Annotated in this window: 15 protein-coding genes and 1 other RNA gene; 5 read left to right on the forward strand and 11 right to left on the reverse strand. The window is 61.0% G+C overall.

The features are described from left to right. Entirely contained in the window at window positions 1-786 is a 786-nt protein-coding gene (locus LHU53_RS11950) for a hypothetical protein (protein WP_227332882.1), read from the reverse strand. 235 nt (window positions 787-1,021) lie between these two features. Between LHU53_RS11950 and LHU53_RS11955 the strand changes: the two genes are divergently transcribed. Continuing rightward, complete coding sequence (locus LHU53_RS11955) at window positions 1,022-1,789, forward strand: sulfite exporter TauE/SafE family protein (protein ID WP_227332883.1); 768 nt, start codon at window positions 1,022-1,024, stop codon at window positions 1,787-1,789. On the opposite strand, the gene LHU53_RS11960 is transcribed toward LHU53_RS11955, so the two are convergent. The 4 genes from LHU53_RS11960 to LHU53_RS11975 form a co-directional block, all read right to left on the reverse strand. Beyond that, window positions 1,790-3,160: a tryptophanase gene (locus LHU53_RS11960; RefSeq protein ID WP_227332884.1), complete on the reverse strand. Its 1,371-nt coding sequence runs from the start codon at window positions 3,158-3,160 to the stop codon at window positions 1,790-1,792. It abuts the gene before it with no gap. A 219-nt stretch (window positions 3,161-3,379) separates the two neighbouring features. Then, complete coding sequence (locus tag LHU53_RS11965; protein WP_227332885.1) at window positions 3,380-4,933, reverse strand: methyl-accepting chemotaxis protein; 1,554 nt, start codon at window positions 4,931-4,933, stop codon at window positions 3,380-3,382. An 84-nt stretch (window positions 4,934-5,017) separates the two neighbouring features. Beyond that, window positions 5,018-5,467, reverse strand: a complete 450-nt coding sequence (rnhA, locus tag LHU53_RS11970) for a ribonuclease HI (protein ID WP_227332886.1) — start codon at window positions 5,465-5,467, stop codon at window positions 5,018-5,020. Next, window positions 5,464-6,279 (reverse strand): class I SAM-dependent methyltransferase, encoded by an 816-nt coding sequence (locus LHU53_RS11975; RefSeq protein WP_227332887.1) that lies wholly within the window; start codon window positions 6,277-6,279, stop codon window positions 5,464-5,466. Before LHU53_RS11975 ends, rnhA begins: the two co-directional genes overlap by 4 nt. Between LHU53_RS11975 and gloB the strand changes: the two genes are divergently transcribed. Then, entirely contained in the window at window positions 6,278-7,045 is a 768-nt protein-coding gene (gloB, locus tag LHU53_RS11980) for a hydroxyacylglutathione hydrolase (RefSeq protein ID WP_227332888.1), read from the forward strand. The genes LHU53_RS11975 and gloB overlap by 2 nt on opposite strands. Beyond that, window positions 7,042-8,643: a transglycosylase SLT domain-containing protein gene (locus LHU53_RS11985; RefSeq protein ID WP_227332889.1), complete on the forward strand. Its 1,602-nt coding sequence runs from the start codon at window positions 7,042-7,044 to the stop codon at window positions 8,641-8,643. The genes gloB and LHU53_RS11985 overlap by 4 nt, the downstream gene beginning before the upstream one ends. Before the next feature lie 4 nt (window positions 8,644-8,647). Here LHU53_RS11985 and LHU53_RS11990 read toward each other — a convergent pair whose 3' ends face one another. The 4 genes from LHU53_RS11990 to dnaX all read right to left on the reverse strand — a co-directional run bounded on the left by LHU53_RS11990 (window position 8,648) and on the right by dnaX (window position 12,189). Next, a complete protein-coding gene (locus tag LHU53_RS11990; protein ID WP_227332890.1) occupies window positions 8,648-9,061 on the reverse strand; it encodes an MAPEG family protein in 414 nt (137 codons plus the stop codon). Window positions 9,062-9,078: 17 nt separating this feature from the next. Continuing rightward, window positions 9,079-9,669, reverse strand: a complete 591-nt coding sequence (recR, locus tag LHU53_RS11995) for a recombination mediator RecR (RefSeq protein ID WP_227332891.1) — start codon at window positions 9,667-9,669, stop codon at window positions 9,079-9,081. A gap of 218 nt (window positions 9,670-9,887) precedes the next feature. Continuing rightward, the gene (locus LHU53_RS12000; protein WP_227332892.1) at window positions 9,888-10,220 is read right to left on the reverse strand and encodes a YbaB/EbfC family nucleoid-associated protein; all 333 of its coding nucleotides are present in this window, start codon (window positions 10,218-10,220) and stop codon (window positions 9,888-9,890) included. A 31-nt stretch (window positions 10,221-10,251) separates the two neighbouring features. Further along, the gene (dnaX, locus tag LHU53_RS12005; RefSeq protein WP_227332893.1) at window positions 10,252-12,189 is read right to left on the reverse strand and encodes a DNA polymerase III subunit gamma/tau; all 1,938 of its coding nucleotides are present in this window, start codon (window positions 12,187-12,189) and stop codon (window positions 10,252-10,254) included. A 112-nt stretch (window positions 12,190-12,301) separates the two neighbouring features. On the opposite strand from dnaX, the gene LHU53_RS12010 reads away from it, so the two are divergent. After that, window positions 12,302-12,640 (forward strand): YegP family protein, encoded by a 339-nt coding sequence (locus LHU53_RS12010; protein WP_227332894.1) that lies wholly within the window; start codon window positions 12,302-12,304, stop codon window positions 12,638-12,640. 18 nt (window positions 12,641-12,658) lie between these two features. Continuing rightward, window positions 12,659-12,755: signal recognition particle sRNA small type (gene ffs / locus LHU53_RS12015), an RNA gene on the forward strand. Window positions 12,756-12,768: 13 nt separating this feature from the next. Here the strand turns inward: ffs and LHU53_RS12020 are convergent. Continuing rightward, entirely contained in the window at window positions 12,769-14,391 is a 1,623-nt protein-coding gene (locus LHU53_RS12020) for a SpoVR family protein (RefSeq protein WP_227332895.1), read from the reverse strand. Beyond that, on the reverse strand, window positions 14,388-15,653 hold the full coding sequence (locus LHU53_RS12025; RefSeq protein ID WP_227332896.1) for a YeaH/YhbH family protein: 1,266 nt from the start codon (window positions 15,651-15,653) through the stop codon (window positions 14,388-14,390). The genes LHU53_RS12020 and LHU53_RS12025 overlap by 4 nt, the downstream gene beginning before the upstream one ends. Window positions 15,654-15,655: the final 2 nt, after the last annotated feature.

Here is a 15,655-nt window from a genome sequence, read left to right on the forward strand (position 1 = left end):
CTAACCCGCCCCGCGCGCGATCAGGTAACTGGCCAGCACGTCACGGAACACCTCGTCATCGCGCACCTTGGGCAAGATAGCGTTGACAACGTCCTCGAACGTCCGGTTGGGATCCGCGCCCGAGTCCAGGGCACGGCGCAGCACCGCCATGTCACTTGAGAGCAGGCCGATCCACATGTCAGCCGCCGGGTCAGCCACGCCCAGGGCCCGTGCACGCTGAAGGACTTGCAGCATGTGCTTTTGCCGCGCATGTTCCTTGGGGTCCAGCGTGGTCAGGTCATCACGCACCAGTCCGGAGACGCTGCGCAACGTCTCCTTGCCGACCTGAAGCGAACGCACCACACTGTCATATTGAGCTTGGGTGATCTTGCCCTCGGACAGCAGGCGATGCGCTTTCTCCAGCAAGTCCAGTTCTGCAGCCACGGTCTCGACGTGGATCTTGACGGTTTCAGCATGCGTGTGTTCGGTTTCGGCCTGGAGATTTGGCAGGGCCAACGCTGCCGCTGCGATGGAGAGCACGCCAAGGATGGCCTTGCCTTTGCCCCGCAACTTCAGCTCGTTGGGTGTACCGATCACCAGCTCTTCAATCCACAAAACATCACTTTCCGTGGCCGTGGCAGCACCGGCATCAATCGATGCTTCGGACGACGCATCGTGCGTTTGCAGCAACCACACGGCTGTGTACAGCGCCGTCATGCCTGCCAGCAAACTCTGCAGCTGCACGGCTTGCACCGCATCCACCAGGGGTACACGAAGCAACAATTCGGTCTCGTCAGTGCTTGCCATCACATCCTCCTGAAATGGGTTTCGGAACAAAGCAGTGGCGCGTTCCGATGCACGTTATACCGCAGGCACGCCATTGGTCAAAACGAGAGGGCGGCTGGATGGGCACAAGCCGAAGGTTCTGGCTCATCAGGGACAATACGTCTCTGTAATTATTTTTTAATCGGCTAGTGATGGTGTTCGTGCGTTTGTCCTCATGGATTGGCCCGGTCATTGTTGAGGTGCCGACGTCACCCCCATGTGGATCACTGAACTCTATTTCCTGCTACCGCTGACGTTTGTGGCGGCCATGCTCAACGCCTCGGTTGGTGGCGGCGGCCTGGTACTGATACCCGGCATGTTCGCCCTGTTTCCAGCAGCGGCCCCCGCCAGCCTGCTGGCCACCGAAAAGTTCGCGTCGGTGACCGGCATGGCCACCGCCACGCTCCAGTACGCCCGACGCATGCAGTTGCCCTGGGGCCTGCTGCTGTTGACTGCCGGGACGGCTTTCTGTGGCGGCTTTTTCGGCGCGCGCGCCATTGCCGTCTTGCCCAGCGCATGGATCAAGCCATTTGTGGTGTTTTTGCTGTTTGTGATGCTGATCTACACCTGGTTCCGGCCCGAGTTTGGCAAGCAGGATGCCAACATGCCGGTGACCCGCAACGACAAGGTTCGCGGCGTGTTGATCGGTACAGCGATCGGGTTTTATGACGGCTTTTTTGGCCCCGGCACCGGCAGTTTCCTGATCTTTCTGTTCGTGCGCATCTTCCACTTTGACTTCATGCGCGCCACCGCCTGTGCCAAAGTGGTCAACATGGCGACCAATCTGGGCGCGCTGGCGTTTTTTATTCCGGCCGGTTTTGTCAGCTTCAAGCTCGCCATTCCGATGGCAGTGGCCATGATTGCCGGCTCGTTCGTCGGCAGCCATCTGGCCATGAAGGGCGGCAACCGTTGGCTACGGCGGTTGTTTTTGGTCCTGGTCATCAGCCTGCTAGGCAAGCTGATACTGGATTTGGTCCGTCCATGATCAGACCCAAGCACACTCGCAGGTGAAGTGCCGTAGAAACTGCGGCTGTTTGGTGATCTTCACACCCCGAATCGACGCCGCCTTCTCCTTCACCTCGGCAATCACTTCCGCCGCGTAGTCAAAGTGGCTTTGCGTGTACATGCGCCTTGGGAAGGCCAGGCGCACCAGTTCCATGCTGTGGTAGGTCTCGACTCCGTTCGCCAAGCGTTTGCCAAACATCACCGAGCCAATTTCTACGCCGCGAATGCCGCCCTCCAGATACAGCGCGTTGCACAGCGCCCAGGCTGGGTAATGCGCCACCGGCATATCCGGCAGCACGGTGCGCGCGTCGATGTAGACGGCGTGGCCGCCGGTGGGTTTGACGAAGCTCACGCCCGCAGCGTCGAGGCGCTCGCCCAGGTATTCGGCGGTGCGCAGGCGATAACGCAGGTAGTCTTCCTGCATACCCTCCTCCAGCCCCACGGCCAGCGCTTCCAGGTCGCGCCCGGCCAAGCCGCCGTAGGTGGGAAAACCTTCGGTCATGATCAGCACGTTGCGCACCGCGTCCATCCATTCTTCGCTACGCAGCACGATGAAGCCGCCGATGTTGACCATGCCGTCTTTCTTGGCGCTCATGGTGGCGCCGTCGGCATAGGAGAACATTTCCTGCACGATTTGTTTGATCGGCGTGTTCTCATAACCCGATTCACGCATCTTGATGAACATGGCGTTTTCCGAGAAGCGGCACACGTCCATGATGAAGGGTTTGCCGTATTTCTTGAGCAAAGCGGCATAAGCGCGGATGTTGGCCATCGACACCGGTTGCCCGCCACCGGTGTTGTTGGTGACGGTGATCATGCCGAACGGAATCTGGTCGCCACGCTCTTTGAGTAGCGCTTCAACCCGTTCCAGGTCGATGTTGCCCTTGAACGGGTGGATCGTGGCGGGTTGCAGGCCTTCCGCGATCACCAGGTCCAGCGCCTCAATGCCCAGAAACTCCAGGTTGGCGCGGGTGGTGTCAAAGTGGCAGTTGTTGGGCACCACATCGCCCTTTTTGCAGACAGCCGTGAACAGCACCTTTTCTGCCGCACGGCCTTGGTGCGTGGGCACAAAAAACTGCATGCCGGTGATGTCCTGGATGACTTTTTCTAATCTGTAGAAGCTGCGCGCCCCGGCGTAACTTTCGTCACCCTCCATGATGGCACCCCACTGGCGGCTGGACATGGCGCCGGTGCCGGAGTCGGTCAACCAGTCGATCAGCACGTCTTCGGCGTGGAGTTTAAAAACGTTGAGTTTGGCGGCTTCCAGCAACTGCACCCGCTCCTCACGGGTCGTCATGCGGATGGGTTCAATGCTTTTGATGCGGAAGGGTTCGATCAGGGTTTTGGGCATGGCGTTCTCGTCTCAGGAAAAGGAGGCGAGAAGGTAGCACCGGGTTTAACCACATGGTGTCGGTTAATTCCAACACTGTTCCATTCGACGCGCGCACGCCGACAACCGTATCAGGCACACCTGACGGTGCGCCTGGTTCCGCGACTGTCCCCAGGCTGCGCCCTCCTCCATGATGTCGCTGCAGCAAGCGCTGCCGTCAGGCGCGCCCGGTGGCATCGCTCAGAGCTTGAACAGCGCCACGGTCTGCACCAGGTCATTGGCCTGGGCTTTGAGGCTACTGGCTGCAGCGGCCATTTCTTCCACCAGCGCGGCGTTTTGCTGGGTGACCTGGTCCATTTGCGTGACGGCTTCGCCCACTTGTGCCACGCCCAGGCTTTGCTGGCGGCTGGCGTCACTGATTTCACTCACCACCTCGGCCAAACGGGCGATACCGCTGACCACCTCGGTCATGGTGCTGCCGGCCTGGTCCACCAGGGTGGTACCTTGTGCCACCCGTGCCACACTGGTGTCGATCAGTGTCTTGATTTCTTTGGCAGCGGCCGCGCTGCGCCCGGCCAAGGACCGCACCTCAGACGCCACCACGGCAAAACCGCGGCCCTGTTCACCAGCGCGGGCCGCTTCCACCGCCGCGTTCAGCGCCAGAATGTTGGTCTGGAAGGCAATGCCGTCAATCACGCTGATGATGTCGCCGATGCGGCGGCTGGCCTCATTGATGCCACGCATGGTGTCCACCACTTCGGCCACCACCTGGCCGCCCTGCACCGCCACGCTGCTGGCATGCACCGCCATCTGGCTGGCCTGGGCAGCGCTGTCGGCGTTGTGCTGCACGGTGGCGCTGAGCTGCTCCATGCTGGCAGCGGTTTGCTCCAGTGCACTGGCCTGTGATTCAGTTCGGGCGGACAGGTCGTGGTTACCCTGGGCAATCTCGGCACTGGCCGTGGCCACGCCCTCAGAGCCCTCACGCACCTCGCGCACGATGGTGGCCAAGGTGTCGCGCATGACCACAATGTCATACAGCATGCTGCTGCGGTCATCTGGACGCAGGTCGATTTGCATCGCCAATTCACCCCGCGCAATGTGCTGGGTCAAGGCGCTCACATCACTGGGCTCACCACCCAACTGACGCAGGATGCTGCGCGAGATCAGTGTGCCAAACGCAAACAGTACACCCAGCAGCGCCAGCGTACCGCCCGCAAAACCGAGCGCCCGGCTCCACACGGCCGCATCGATCGTGTCCACATACACACCGGAGCCAATCACCCAAGCCCAGGGCGTAAACCCTTTGACAAAAGAGATTTTCTGAACCGGTTCGTCCTGACCCGGCTTGTGCCAGAGGTACGGCACAAAGCCTTCACCGCTGTTTTTGACCTGATTGGCAAAGTCCACAAAGATCAATTGGCCAGTGGGACTCTTGTACTCCGACAGGTCCTTGCCTTCCAGCTCCGGACTGACCGGATGCATCACCATGGTGGGTTGCAGGTCATTGATCCAGAAATAATCGCTGCCGCTGTAGCGCAGTTGCCGCACCGCCGCTGCGGCCTGGTACTTGGCGTCGGCCTGGGTCAACTGGCCATTGGTTTCGAGTCCGTGGTAATGCGCCAACACGGCATGCGCCAGTTCAACCGTCTGGCGCACGGCAATCTTGCGTTCATCCAGTATCAGTGACCGCTCGGACCACAAGAACACACTGGCCAACGCGGTCACCCCCAGCATGGCGCTGGCGATCAGAATCATGAGGCGGCGTGCCACGCTCAATGATGTCAGTTTCAACATCCCAATTTCCTTCAAAACAGTGGACGTGAGTCTATCCGCAGGATGGCTACCCGCTTGAAGCGGCCAGCAAGAACGAAACCACTGTTAGCGCTTTTGTAGCGCCATCTCCACACCACGGTTGGCCAAGGCATCGGCGCGCTCGTTGCCGGGATCACCGTTGTGGCCGCGCACCCAGCGCCAGTCGATCTGATGCTCCCCATTGTTCACCAAGGCATCCAAGCGCTGCCACAAGTCCACGTTTTTCACAGGTTCCTTGCTGGCGGTTTTCCAGCCGCGCGCCTTCCAGCCGGGCAGCCATTCGGTCATGCCCTTGAGCACATATTGGCTGTCCACGTGCAGCGTGACCTTGCATGGGCGCTTGAGCGCGGCCAGCGCCTCGATCACCGCCGTCATCTCCATGCGGTTGTTGGTGGTGCCCAGCTCGCCGCCGCAGAGTTCTTTCTGTGCGTCGCCAGATTTGAGCCAGGCGCCCCAGCCGCCGGGGCCCGGATTGCCCTTGCAGGCGCCGTCGGTGTAAATATCAATGCTGTTCACAATGCGTGTTCCGTTGGTTTGATGTGTCGATCGTGGGGGTCTGAAGTTTCTGCGCAACCCGTGCGGTTAGCGACGGAGACAGGCGCACCAGAGAGCCGTAAGACAGGCTTTTTCAACGGGTTCAGCAAGGTCATGCTGTGCACCCGCTTGACCGCCACAAGAAAATAGGCCGACCCCAGTATCGGCCACCAGCGCGCACCGGCCTTGTCCATCCAGTTGAAGCGGTGCAGCCACTGCTGGCTGGAAAACGCCGGGCAATAGCAACCAAAATGGCCCTCCTCGATCTGCAGATTGAGCAGCCGCAGCCAGTCGCGCAAGCGCAAATACCCGATGAACTCGCCCTCACGTGGCAAAAACAGGCTGGAATCGCCCAGTCGGTGAAACCAGTGCGCACGTTGCTGGCGAAAGCCCCACAAACTCAGCGGGTTCAGGCCGCAGATCACCACGCGGCCCTCGGGCATCAGCACGCGCTCCACTTCGCGCAGCGCACCATGCGGGTCGGCGGTGAGTTCCAGTGTGTGGGGCAGCACCACCAGGTCGAGGCTGTTGGCTGGAAAAGGCAGCGCGAAGAAGTTGGTGGCAAAAGCCACGCGCGGGCTGAAACCCACCTCGGCCTGAGTCTGGGTGGCCAGCCAGCGATGCGGCATGCGGTTGGCCTCCAGGGCATCCAGCTCGGGCAAGCCGAGTTGCAGCGCATGGTAGCCAAACACATTGCTCACCGCCTGCGCCATTTGCGCCCGCTCCCAAGCCAGCAGGTACTGCCCTGGCGGAGTGGCCAACCAGTCATGCATCCCTATAATTTGACCGCTCATGAACTTAATTCCACTGCCTGCTTTCAACGACAACTACATATGGATGCTGCACGATGGACAGCGTGCCCTGGTGGTGGACCCCGGCGACAGCCAAGAGGTATTTGAGGCCATCGAGCGCCTGGGCGTTCAACTGGAAGCGATTCTAGTCACGCATCACCACAACGATCACACCGGCGGTGTGGCCGCGCTGCGCCAGGCCACCGGTGCCCAGGTGTTTGGCCCGCTGCTGGAAGACGTGCCCGAACCTTTGACCCGGCTCCAGCAAGGCGACACCATCCACCCGCTGGGCCTGGCCCTGCAGGTGCTGGACGTGCCGGGCCACACCTCAGGCCACATTGCGTTCTATGCCGAACCGGTGGGCCAGGCGCCGCTGCTGTTTTGTGGCGACACCCTGTTCAGCGCGGGCAGCGGACGCCTGTTTGAGGGCACCCCGGCGCAAATGCTGGCCTCGCTGGGCAAGCTGGCCGCACTGCCCGACGCCACCCGGGTGTGCTGCGCGCATGAATACACCGCCAGCGGGCTGGTGTTTGCGCGTGTGGTGGAGCCCGATAATCAGGCCTTGATCTCTTACCAAGTCAGGGTGCAGGCACTGCGCGAGCACAATGTGCCCACCCTGCCCTCCAGCATTGGGCTGGAAAAAGCCGTCAACCCCTTTTTGCGAACACACCTGCCCGGTGTGATCCGTGCCGTGCAGCAATTTGAGGCGTCTGCGCAAGACCCCGTCAGCATCTTTGCCGCACTGCGAACCTGGAAAAATCAGTTTTGAAATCTTTTTTTAAATCAGCCGTCGTTTTACTCAGTGTCTGGCTGGCGGGTTGCGCCAGCACCGGCCTGACCCCAGACACCACAGACACCTACACGCTGGCGACACCCGCCACACCGGGTGTGCAGGCCAAGTCCATGCCACCCGGTCTGCGGATGCCGGTGTACCCAGCCGGTAGCCTGCGCGCCCTGCCCAGTGTCTCGCTCAACGCCGTACCAGTGCATGCACTCACGCCACCGGCCGACATGTGGGACCGTATCCGCCAGGGTTTTGCCATGCCCGACCTGGACACCGATCTGGTGCGTGACCGCGAGCAGTGGTACAGCACCCGGCCTGATTACGTGCAGCGCATGACCGAACGCGGCAGCAAGTACCTCTTCTACATCGTCGAAGAGCTGGAGCGGCGCAACATGCCCACCGAGCTGGCGCTGCTGCCGTTTATTGAGAGCGCCTTCAACCCGCAGGCGGTGTCCAGCGCCCGCGCTGCCGGCATGTGGCAGTTCATGCCCGCCACCGGCAAACATTTCGACCTGACGCAAAACATGTTTCGTGATGATCGGCGTGACGTGCTGGCCTCCACCCGCGCCGCGCTGGATTACCTGCAACGTCTGTACGGCATGTTTGGCGACTGGCACCTGGCGCTGGCAGCCTACAACTGGGGTGAAGGCAGTGTCGGCCGCGCCATTGCCAAAAGCAAAAGAGCAGGCCTGGGCACCGCCTACACCGACCTGAAGATGCCCATGGAAACGCAGTTTTACGTACCCAAACTGCAGGCGGTCAAAAACATTGTGGCCGACCCGGCGCGCTTCAACATCACCCTGCCCGGCGTCGGCAACCACCCGTACTTTCAGACGGTGGAGATCCGCCGCGACATTGATGTGACGCTTGCCGCCAAACTGGCGGAGGTGCCGCTGGCCGATTTCCGCGCGCTCAACCCTTCCGCCTCCAAGCCGGTGTTGCTGGCCGCGGGCACGCCCCAAATCCTGCTGCCCTGGGACAACGCCCAGATTTTCCAGGCCAACCTGGAAGCCTATGGCGGAGGCGCCACCGCAAGCTGGACCGCCTGGGTGGCCCCCGCCACAATCAATCCCGCCGACGCGGCCCAGCGCGTGGGCATGCCGGAAGACGAGCTGCGCGAAGTCAACAACATCAAGGGCCGACTGCTCATCCGCGCTGGCTCAACCCTGCTGGTGCGCCGTTCCAGCAGCGTGTTGCTGGATGTGAGCAACCATGTGGCGGACAACGGCCACCTGTCGCTGGCGCCCGAAGTGGTGCTGCGCAAAACCACCATCAAGGCCGGTAAAAAGGACACCGTGGTGGCTTTGGCCCGCCGCTACCGCCTCAACGTGGACGATGTCGCCCAGTGGAACAAGGTCAGCGCCTCCGCCGCCTTCAAGGCCGGGCAAAAAGTGGTGGTGTATCTGCCCGCCCGGGCCAAAGCAACCCGCACCGCGCAGCGCGCTGGCAGCAAAGCCAGCAGCAAGGTGGCCAGCCGAGCCAGCAGCAAGAAAACCGCCAAAGCGCCGGCCCGCAAAAAAGCGGTGACAGCCAAGCGCCAGACAGCGCCCGCCAAAAAGGCCGTGCGTGTGACCCAGCGTTAAACGCTCAGCGGTACCCGGCAAACAAAATGACGATGTTGACGCCCAGAGCCAGCAGCCAGACCACGCTGCGCATGCTGGCCCGATTGGCCACATACAGCACGATATAAATCACGCGCAACAACACGAACAGCGCCGCCAGCACATCCAGTCGGGCCTGATCCGCCCCCAACTGGTGAGCAATCACCACCGCGCCAATGAAGAACGGCAGCGCCTCAAAACTGTTGGCCTGCGCTGCGTTGGCGCGGGCGCGCCAGTCACCCTGGCGGGCCAACCAGGCGCGTGGATTGGCATTGTCAAAGCCGCCTTGTGTCGGTGGCGTGGTGAAAGTGCCCCACTTGGCCATACCGGCAGACACAATCGGCAGCAGTGCGGCCACCAACACGCACCAATAGGCCAGGGTGAAGTGGGTGATGACCATGTAAAACCCTCGGTGTGTTAACGCCGGTCGACCAGCGCATGGGCGATGGTGCCCAAATCAACGTACTCCAGCTCACTGCCCACCGGCACCCCACGCGCCAGCCGCGTGAGCTGCAGGCCACGGCCCTTGAGCCCTTCACTGATCACATGCGCCGTGGCTTCGCCCTCGGCCGTGAAATTGGTGGCCAGAATCACCTCAAACACGGTGCCGTCCAGCGCCCGGTCAAACAGTTTCTTCAGGCCAATATCTTTCGGGCCAATGCCGTCGAGCGGGCTGAGTTTGCCCATCAGCACAAAATACAGCCCCTTGTAGGCACCGGTACGCTCCAGCGCCGACTGGTCTGCCGGTGTTTCCACTACACACAGTTTGCTGGCGTCGCGCCGCTCGTCCAGGCAAGTGGCACAGATTTCCGCCTGGGTGAAGGTGTGGCAGCGCTCGCAATGCTGAATGGTCTGCGTGGCCTCGCTCAAAGCCCTGGCCAGCGACTGCGCTCCGGCCCGGTTGTGCTGCAACAGGTGAAACGCCATACGCTGCGCCGACTTCACCCCCACGCCCGGCAGGCAACGCAGTGATTGGATCAGCGCCTCAAGCGCGTTGGTGTCGGACATGAAAGATAGAAGTTCCGAGTTTAAAAAAACAACAAACGCTGCGGGCGTAGCGAGCAAGCGTCAGCCTAGGCGGACGGAGCGCAGCAACCGGAACGTACTTCCTGTACGTGAGGATTGCGAGCACCGCCCAACGACGGATCACGCTGGCTCGGTAGCCTTTCAACATGTTGGGGACAGAGCTGGGTCGCTTCGCGTACCGCGGTCCGTCCCACAAGGTTTCAGAATGGGAACTTCAGGCCGCCAGGCAAACCGGGCATGCCCGCGGTGATCTTGCCCATTTTTTCGGTGGTGGTCTCTTCCACCTTGCGCACCGCCGCATTGAAGGCGGCGGCCACCAGGTCTTCCAGCATGTCTTTGTCGTCGGCCAGCAGGCTGGGGTCGATGGTGACGCGGCGCACCTCATGTTTACAGGTCATGGTGACCTTGACCAGGCCCGCACCAGATTCACCGGTGACTTCGATGTTGCCCAGATCGTCCTGGGCTTTTTTCATGTTTTCCTGCATCGCCTGCGCTTGTTTCATCAAGCCGGCGAGTTGTCCTTTGTTGAACATGGGGTTTTCCTTGGGTTGGTTTTCAAAAAAGCTAGAGCGGTTTGATGCTGCCTGGGACAATTTTCGCCGCAAACTCGCGCATCATCGATTGCACAAACGGATCGTCAAAAACGATTTTTTCAGCCGCCAACTGGCGCTCTGCGGCCGCTGCGGCGTTGCGTTTGGCCGGGCTGTCGGTCACACGGCCGACCTCGATGGCCAGGCGCACCGGGTGGCCGGCGGCGGCCAGCGCAGCCATTACACGGTCGCGGCTGCCAGGGTGGTTGAGCGACTCGCGCTCGACGCGCAGCAACCATTCGTCACTGTCGCGCGCCACCAGTTGCGACTGCAAGGCCAGCTCGCGCGCCATGGCGTTGATGGCCTCGGCCGCAATCAGCGCCTGCACGGTAGCGTGCCAGAAGTCGCCCTCGGGCGTGCCGTCGATGGCACGGGGTTTGTCAGCCGCGACCACATCACGCGGCGAGTCGGACTGCACACGGACCTGAAATGCTTCGATCGATGTAGCGGCCGACCCTTGCTCTGCGTGCGGTGGCGCCTGTTCTGGGCGATGGTCTTTGGCTGCCAACGCACCTTCTGGCGTCTCTTTGATGGCCAGATGCTGGCCGTGGGGCAAGGCGTGTCTGACCTGCGTGTCAGGGGTTGCGGGCACAACAGCCACAGGTGTCGGGGGCTGAATGGGTACTTGATCTTTGGCACCCAGCCTCTCGGCTGGCAGCGCTGCTGCGACCGCCGAAGCGGTGGCGCCCGCCAGCGACGTAGCCGCAGGTGGCGGCGCTGCAACAGCACTTGGCGGCGTCGACACACCGTCAGGCGCTACCGGAGGATGTTTCAGTGTTTTTTTTTCAGGCGCCGCTTGCAGCGGGTGGGCTGGTTTAAACGCCAGCAACCGCAGCAGCACCATGGTCAACGCGGCGTATTCGTCAGGCGCCAGGCCCAGTTCAGAACGGCCATGCAGGCAGATGCTGTAGAGCAACTGGGTTTCATCCATCGGCATCAGCACGGCCAGGCGTTGTAATTCGGCCTGTTCCGGGTCAGAGTCGTCGTCAGCAACCAAACCAGGCACGGCCTGCAGCACCGCCATGCGTTGCAACACGGCGCTCATTTCCTCCAGCGTGGACGCGGCACTCAGGCCATTCAAACGCAGTGCTTCCGAGGTGTCGACCACGGCTTTGCCGTCACCTTGCGCCAGCGCATCAATCAGGCGGAACACGTGGGAGCGGTCCACACTGCCCAGCATCTGGCGCACCGTGGCCTCGGCCAACGCGCCAGAACCAAAGGCAATCGCCTGGTCGGTCAGGCTCAGCGCATCACGCATGGAGCCGCGGGCGGCGCGCGCCAGCAGCCGCAGGGCCTGCACATCCGCCGCCACCTGTTCCACCTGCAGCACTTTTTGCAGGTGCTCGCGGATGGTTTCCGGGGCCATTGGGCGCAAATTAAATTGCAGACAGCGCGACAGCACCGTGACCGGCACTTTTTGCGGATCGGTGGTGGCCAGCACAAATTTGAGGTACTCGGGCGGCTCTTCCAGCGTTTTGAGCATCGCGTTGAAGGCGTGGCCGGTGAGCATGTGCACTTCGTCGATCATGAACACCTTGAAGCGGCCCTGCACCGGCTTGTACACCGCTTGCTCCAGCAGCGCCTGAACCTCGTCCACGCCCCGGTTGGAGGCCGCGTCCAGCTCGGTGTAGTCCACAAACCGGCCGCTATCAATATCCGTGCAGGCCTGACAGACACCACATGGGCTGGCGGTGATGGTGCCGGTACCATCCACGCCCTGGCAATTGAGCGACTTGGCCAGAATGCGCGACACCGTGGTTTTGCCCACGCCACGCGTGCCGGTGAACATGTAGGCATGGTGCAGCCGCTGCGTGGTCAGCGCATTGGACAGCGCCTGCACCACGTGGTCCTGCCCCACCATCTCGGTGAAGTTGCGGGGGCGGTACTTGCGGGCGAGCACGAGGTAGGACATCCAGCGATTCTAAAGGCCGGGCGTGGCGCTAGACTTCAGCTTGCCGGGCGGCAACGGCCCGCGCAGGCTTCGGCAAACCCCTCACGTGCATGTCAACAACAGGAGAAAATTGATGGCTGGAAAATTTGAGATCACCCAGACAAAAAGCGGCAAGTTCATGTTCAATCTGAAAGCTGGCAACGGGCAAACCATCTTGACCAGCCAGCTCTACGACACCAAAGCCAGTGCCATCAGCGGCGCGGAGTCCTGCCAAAAGAATGGTGCCATCGGCGAACGTTTTGAGCGCGCCGCCTCCAAAGCCGACGAGCCCTACTTCAACCTGAAGGCCAGCAATGGCCAAGTGATTGGGCGCAGCGAGATGTATACATCCGCAGCCTCCATGGAAAACGGCATCAAATCCGTCATGGCCCATGTGGCTGATGCGGTGATCAAAGACCTGACCGAGGTTTGAGGCTTTACAATCTGCGTTGACGGGCCTTCCCGCATGGTGAAGCGGCCAACCGGGTCAGGTGGGGAACCAAGCAGCCCTAACTGTGGAGCCAGTGCCGGGGTCAAGGCTCGTCAACCTCATTCTTTCGTTCAGGCCGGGCTGGGCACGTTCCAGCTTTTGGTGACTTTGCCGGCACTATTCACACTCTCCAGCACCACACCAAAGCGCCACAGGTGCGCCACGTGTTTCAGTACTTCCAGCGTGCTGTCAGCCAAGGGGCGATCCTGATACTGGGTATGTCGCAGCGTCAGGCTGCGGTCACCACGCAGGTTGACCGCCCAGACCTGGATATTGGGCTCGCGTGCACCCAGATCGTATTGCCGTGACAGGGTTTGGCGCAGGCGCTGGTAACCTTCCGCGTCGTGGATGGCGCTCACCTCCAGTTCCGCTTTCGTCTGGTCATCGTGAATGGCAAACAGGCGCATCTCGCGCATCAGGTGCGGGCTGAGAAACTGGCCAATAAAACTCTCATCCTTGAAATTGCGCATGGCGTGGTCCAGCGTGGGCAGCCAGGGCGTGCCCGCCATGTCGGGAAACCAGGCACGGTCTTCGTCGGTGGGGGTGTCGCAGATGCGTTTGATGTCGATATACATCGCAAAGCCGAGCGCATAAGGATTGAGGCCGCTGTAACCCCGGTGATCCACCGGCGGCTGGTAGATCACATTGGTGTGGGAGGTCAGCCATTCCAGCATCATTCCGTTGGCCAGATGCCCGTCGTCATACATCGTGTTGAGCAGTTGGTGGTGCCAAAAAGTTGCCCACCCCTCGTTCATGACCTGCGTCTGGCGCTGCGGATAGAAATACTGCGCCACCTTGCGAACAATGCGCACAATCTCGCGTTGCCAGGGTTCCAGCAGTGGCGAGTTTTTTTCGATGAAATACAAGAGGTTTTCCTGGGGTTCCTTCGGGAAGCGTTCGGCCACCTGCTGGCCGCCGGTCTTGTCTTCGCGCTGGGGCAAGGTGCGCCACAACTCGTTGACCTGCTGCTGGGCGTAACGTTCACGTTCCTGGCGTTCGGCCACCTCTCGCGCCAGGGTGCGTTTGGCCGGGCGCAGATAACGGTCCACCCCATAGTTGGCCAGGGCGTGACAGGAATCCAGCACGGCTTCGACCGTTTCCATGCCGTGACGTTCCTCACATTCACTCACGTACTGGCGGGCATAAACCAGGTAGTCGATGATGCTTGACGCGTCCGTCCACATGCGAAACAGGTAGTTGCCCTTGAAAAAACTGTTGTGCCCGTAGGCCGCGTGGGCGATCACCAGCGCCTGCATCGCGGTGGTGTTTTCTTCCATGAGGTAACAAATACACGGGTTGGCGTTGATGACAATCTCGTAAGCCAGTCCCATGTTGCCGCGGCGGTAACGGCGCTCGGTGCTCAAAAACTCTTTGCCATAACTCCAGTGGCGGTAATTCACCGGCATGCCGACCGAGGCGTAGGCATCCATCATCTGCTCTGAGGAAATGATTTCCAGCTGAATGGGGTAGGTGTCCAGACCAAAACGCTCGGCCGTCTGGCGGATGACCTCGTGGTAGCGCTCGATCAGCTCAAACGTCCAATCGCTGGGGTCAGGCAGCGGTTGCGCTGCACGGGGTGGTGCGGGACATGGCGCCTGAAGCTGCACGCGCGGGCGACGATCACCCGTGGCCGGAACCCGCCAGAGGTTCTCATAAGCGCGCCGCTCCATCACCGATGGCTCCACATGGTTCATGTGTCCACACCCGCTTTCTTGAACAGGTCGTGAAAAACTGGATAGATCTCGTTGGCTTGGGTGACTTTGCGCATCGCAAAGTTGGCATGTTTTTCACGCAATTGTTCGTACTCAAGCCACAAGCTTTGCTCTTCCTGAGCCACCTGGAGGTAGGCGAAATAACGCACCAGGGGCAGGATTTTTTGCGACAACAGGTCACGGCAGTTGCCACTGTCGTTGGTGAAGTTGTCGCCATCGCTGGCCTGCGCGCCGTAAATGTTCCACTGGTCACTGGGGTAACGCGCCAGCATGATCTGGTGCATCAACACCAGTGCACTGCTGACCACGGTGCCACCGCTCTCGGTGGCGTGGAAAAACTGTTCTTCGTCCACCTCCTGCGCCTGCGTGTGGTGGCGGATGAAAACGATGTCGATCTTCTCGTAGTGCCGGGTCAGAAAAATATACAGCAGGATAAAAAAGCGCTTGGCCAGGTCTTTGCGGTCCTCGTCCATGGAGCCGGAGACATCCATCACACAAAACATCACCGCTTTGCTGCAGGGCATCGGCGTTTTGACCCGGGCGCGAAACCGCAGGTCGATAGGGTCCAGAAACGGGATGCGTTTGAGCCGCCATTCCAGATGGGCGATCTCCTGGCGCAGTTGTCTCGTTTCTTCGCCCTCCTCCAGCCCCAACATCAGCAGCTCGCGCAAACGCGCGCGTTTGTCCATCAGTTTCTGCCGGTCCCCCTTGCCCATGGCGATCCGTCGGCCCAATGCCCCGCGCATCGACCGCACAATGGCCAGGTTGTTGGGTGTGCCGTCATGGGTGTAACCGGCGGTGTGCGATTGCCATTGCAGGTTGTCATCAATGACGGTGCGCAACAAATTCGGCAGCGCCAGGTCATCAAAGAAGAGTTGCATGAACTCCTCCTTGCTCAGGGTAAAGACAAAGTTGTCTTCACCCTCCCCCGAATCGCTGGCGTGTGAGCCGCTGCCCGGACCACGTTTGGGGCGGGCAATGTGGTCGCCACGCAAATAATCTTTGTTGCCGGGGTGAACCGTGTCCTGGATGCCACCTTTGGCATGGTGAAAAACGGGCTCGCTGATGTCTTTTTTCGGGATGACGATGCTTTCACCCCGCTCGATGTCGCGGATGTCGCGGTCTGACACCGCGCGGCGCACCGCCTCGCTGATCTGCTGTTTAAAACGCCGCAAAAACCGCTCCCGGTTGCCTACCGATTTGTTTTTACCGGCCAGTCTGCGGTCAATGATCTGGAGTGCCATAC

The organism is Rhodoferax sp. U2-2l (genome assembly GCF_020594515.1).
Lineage (GTDB): Bacteria > Pseudomonadota > Gammaproteobacteria > Burkholderiales > Burkholderiaceae_C > Rhodoferax.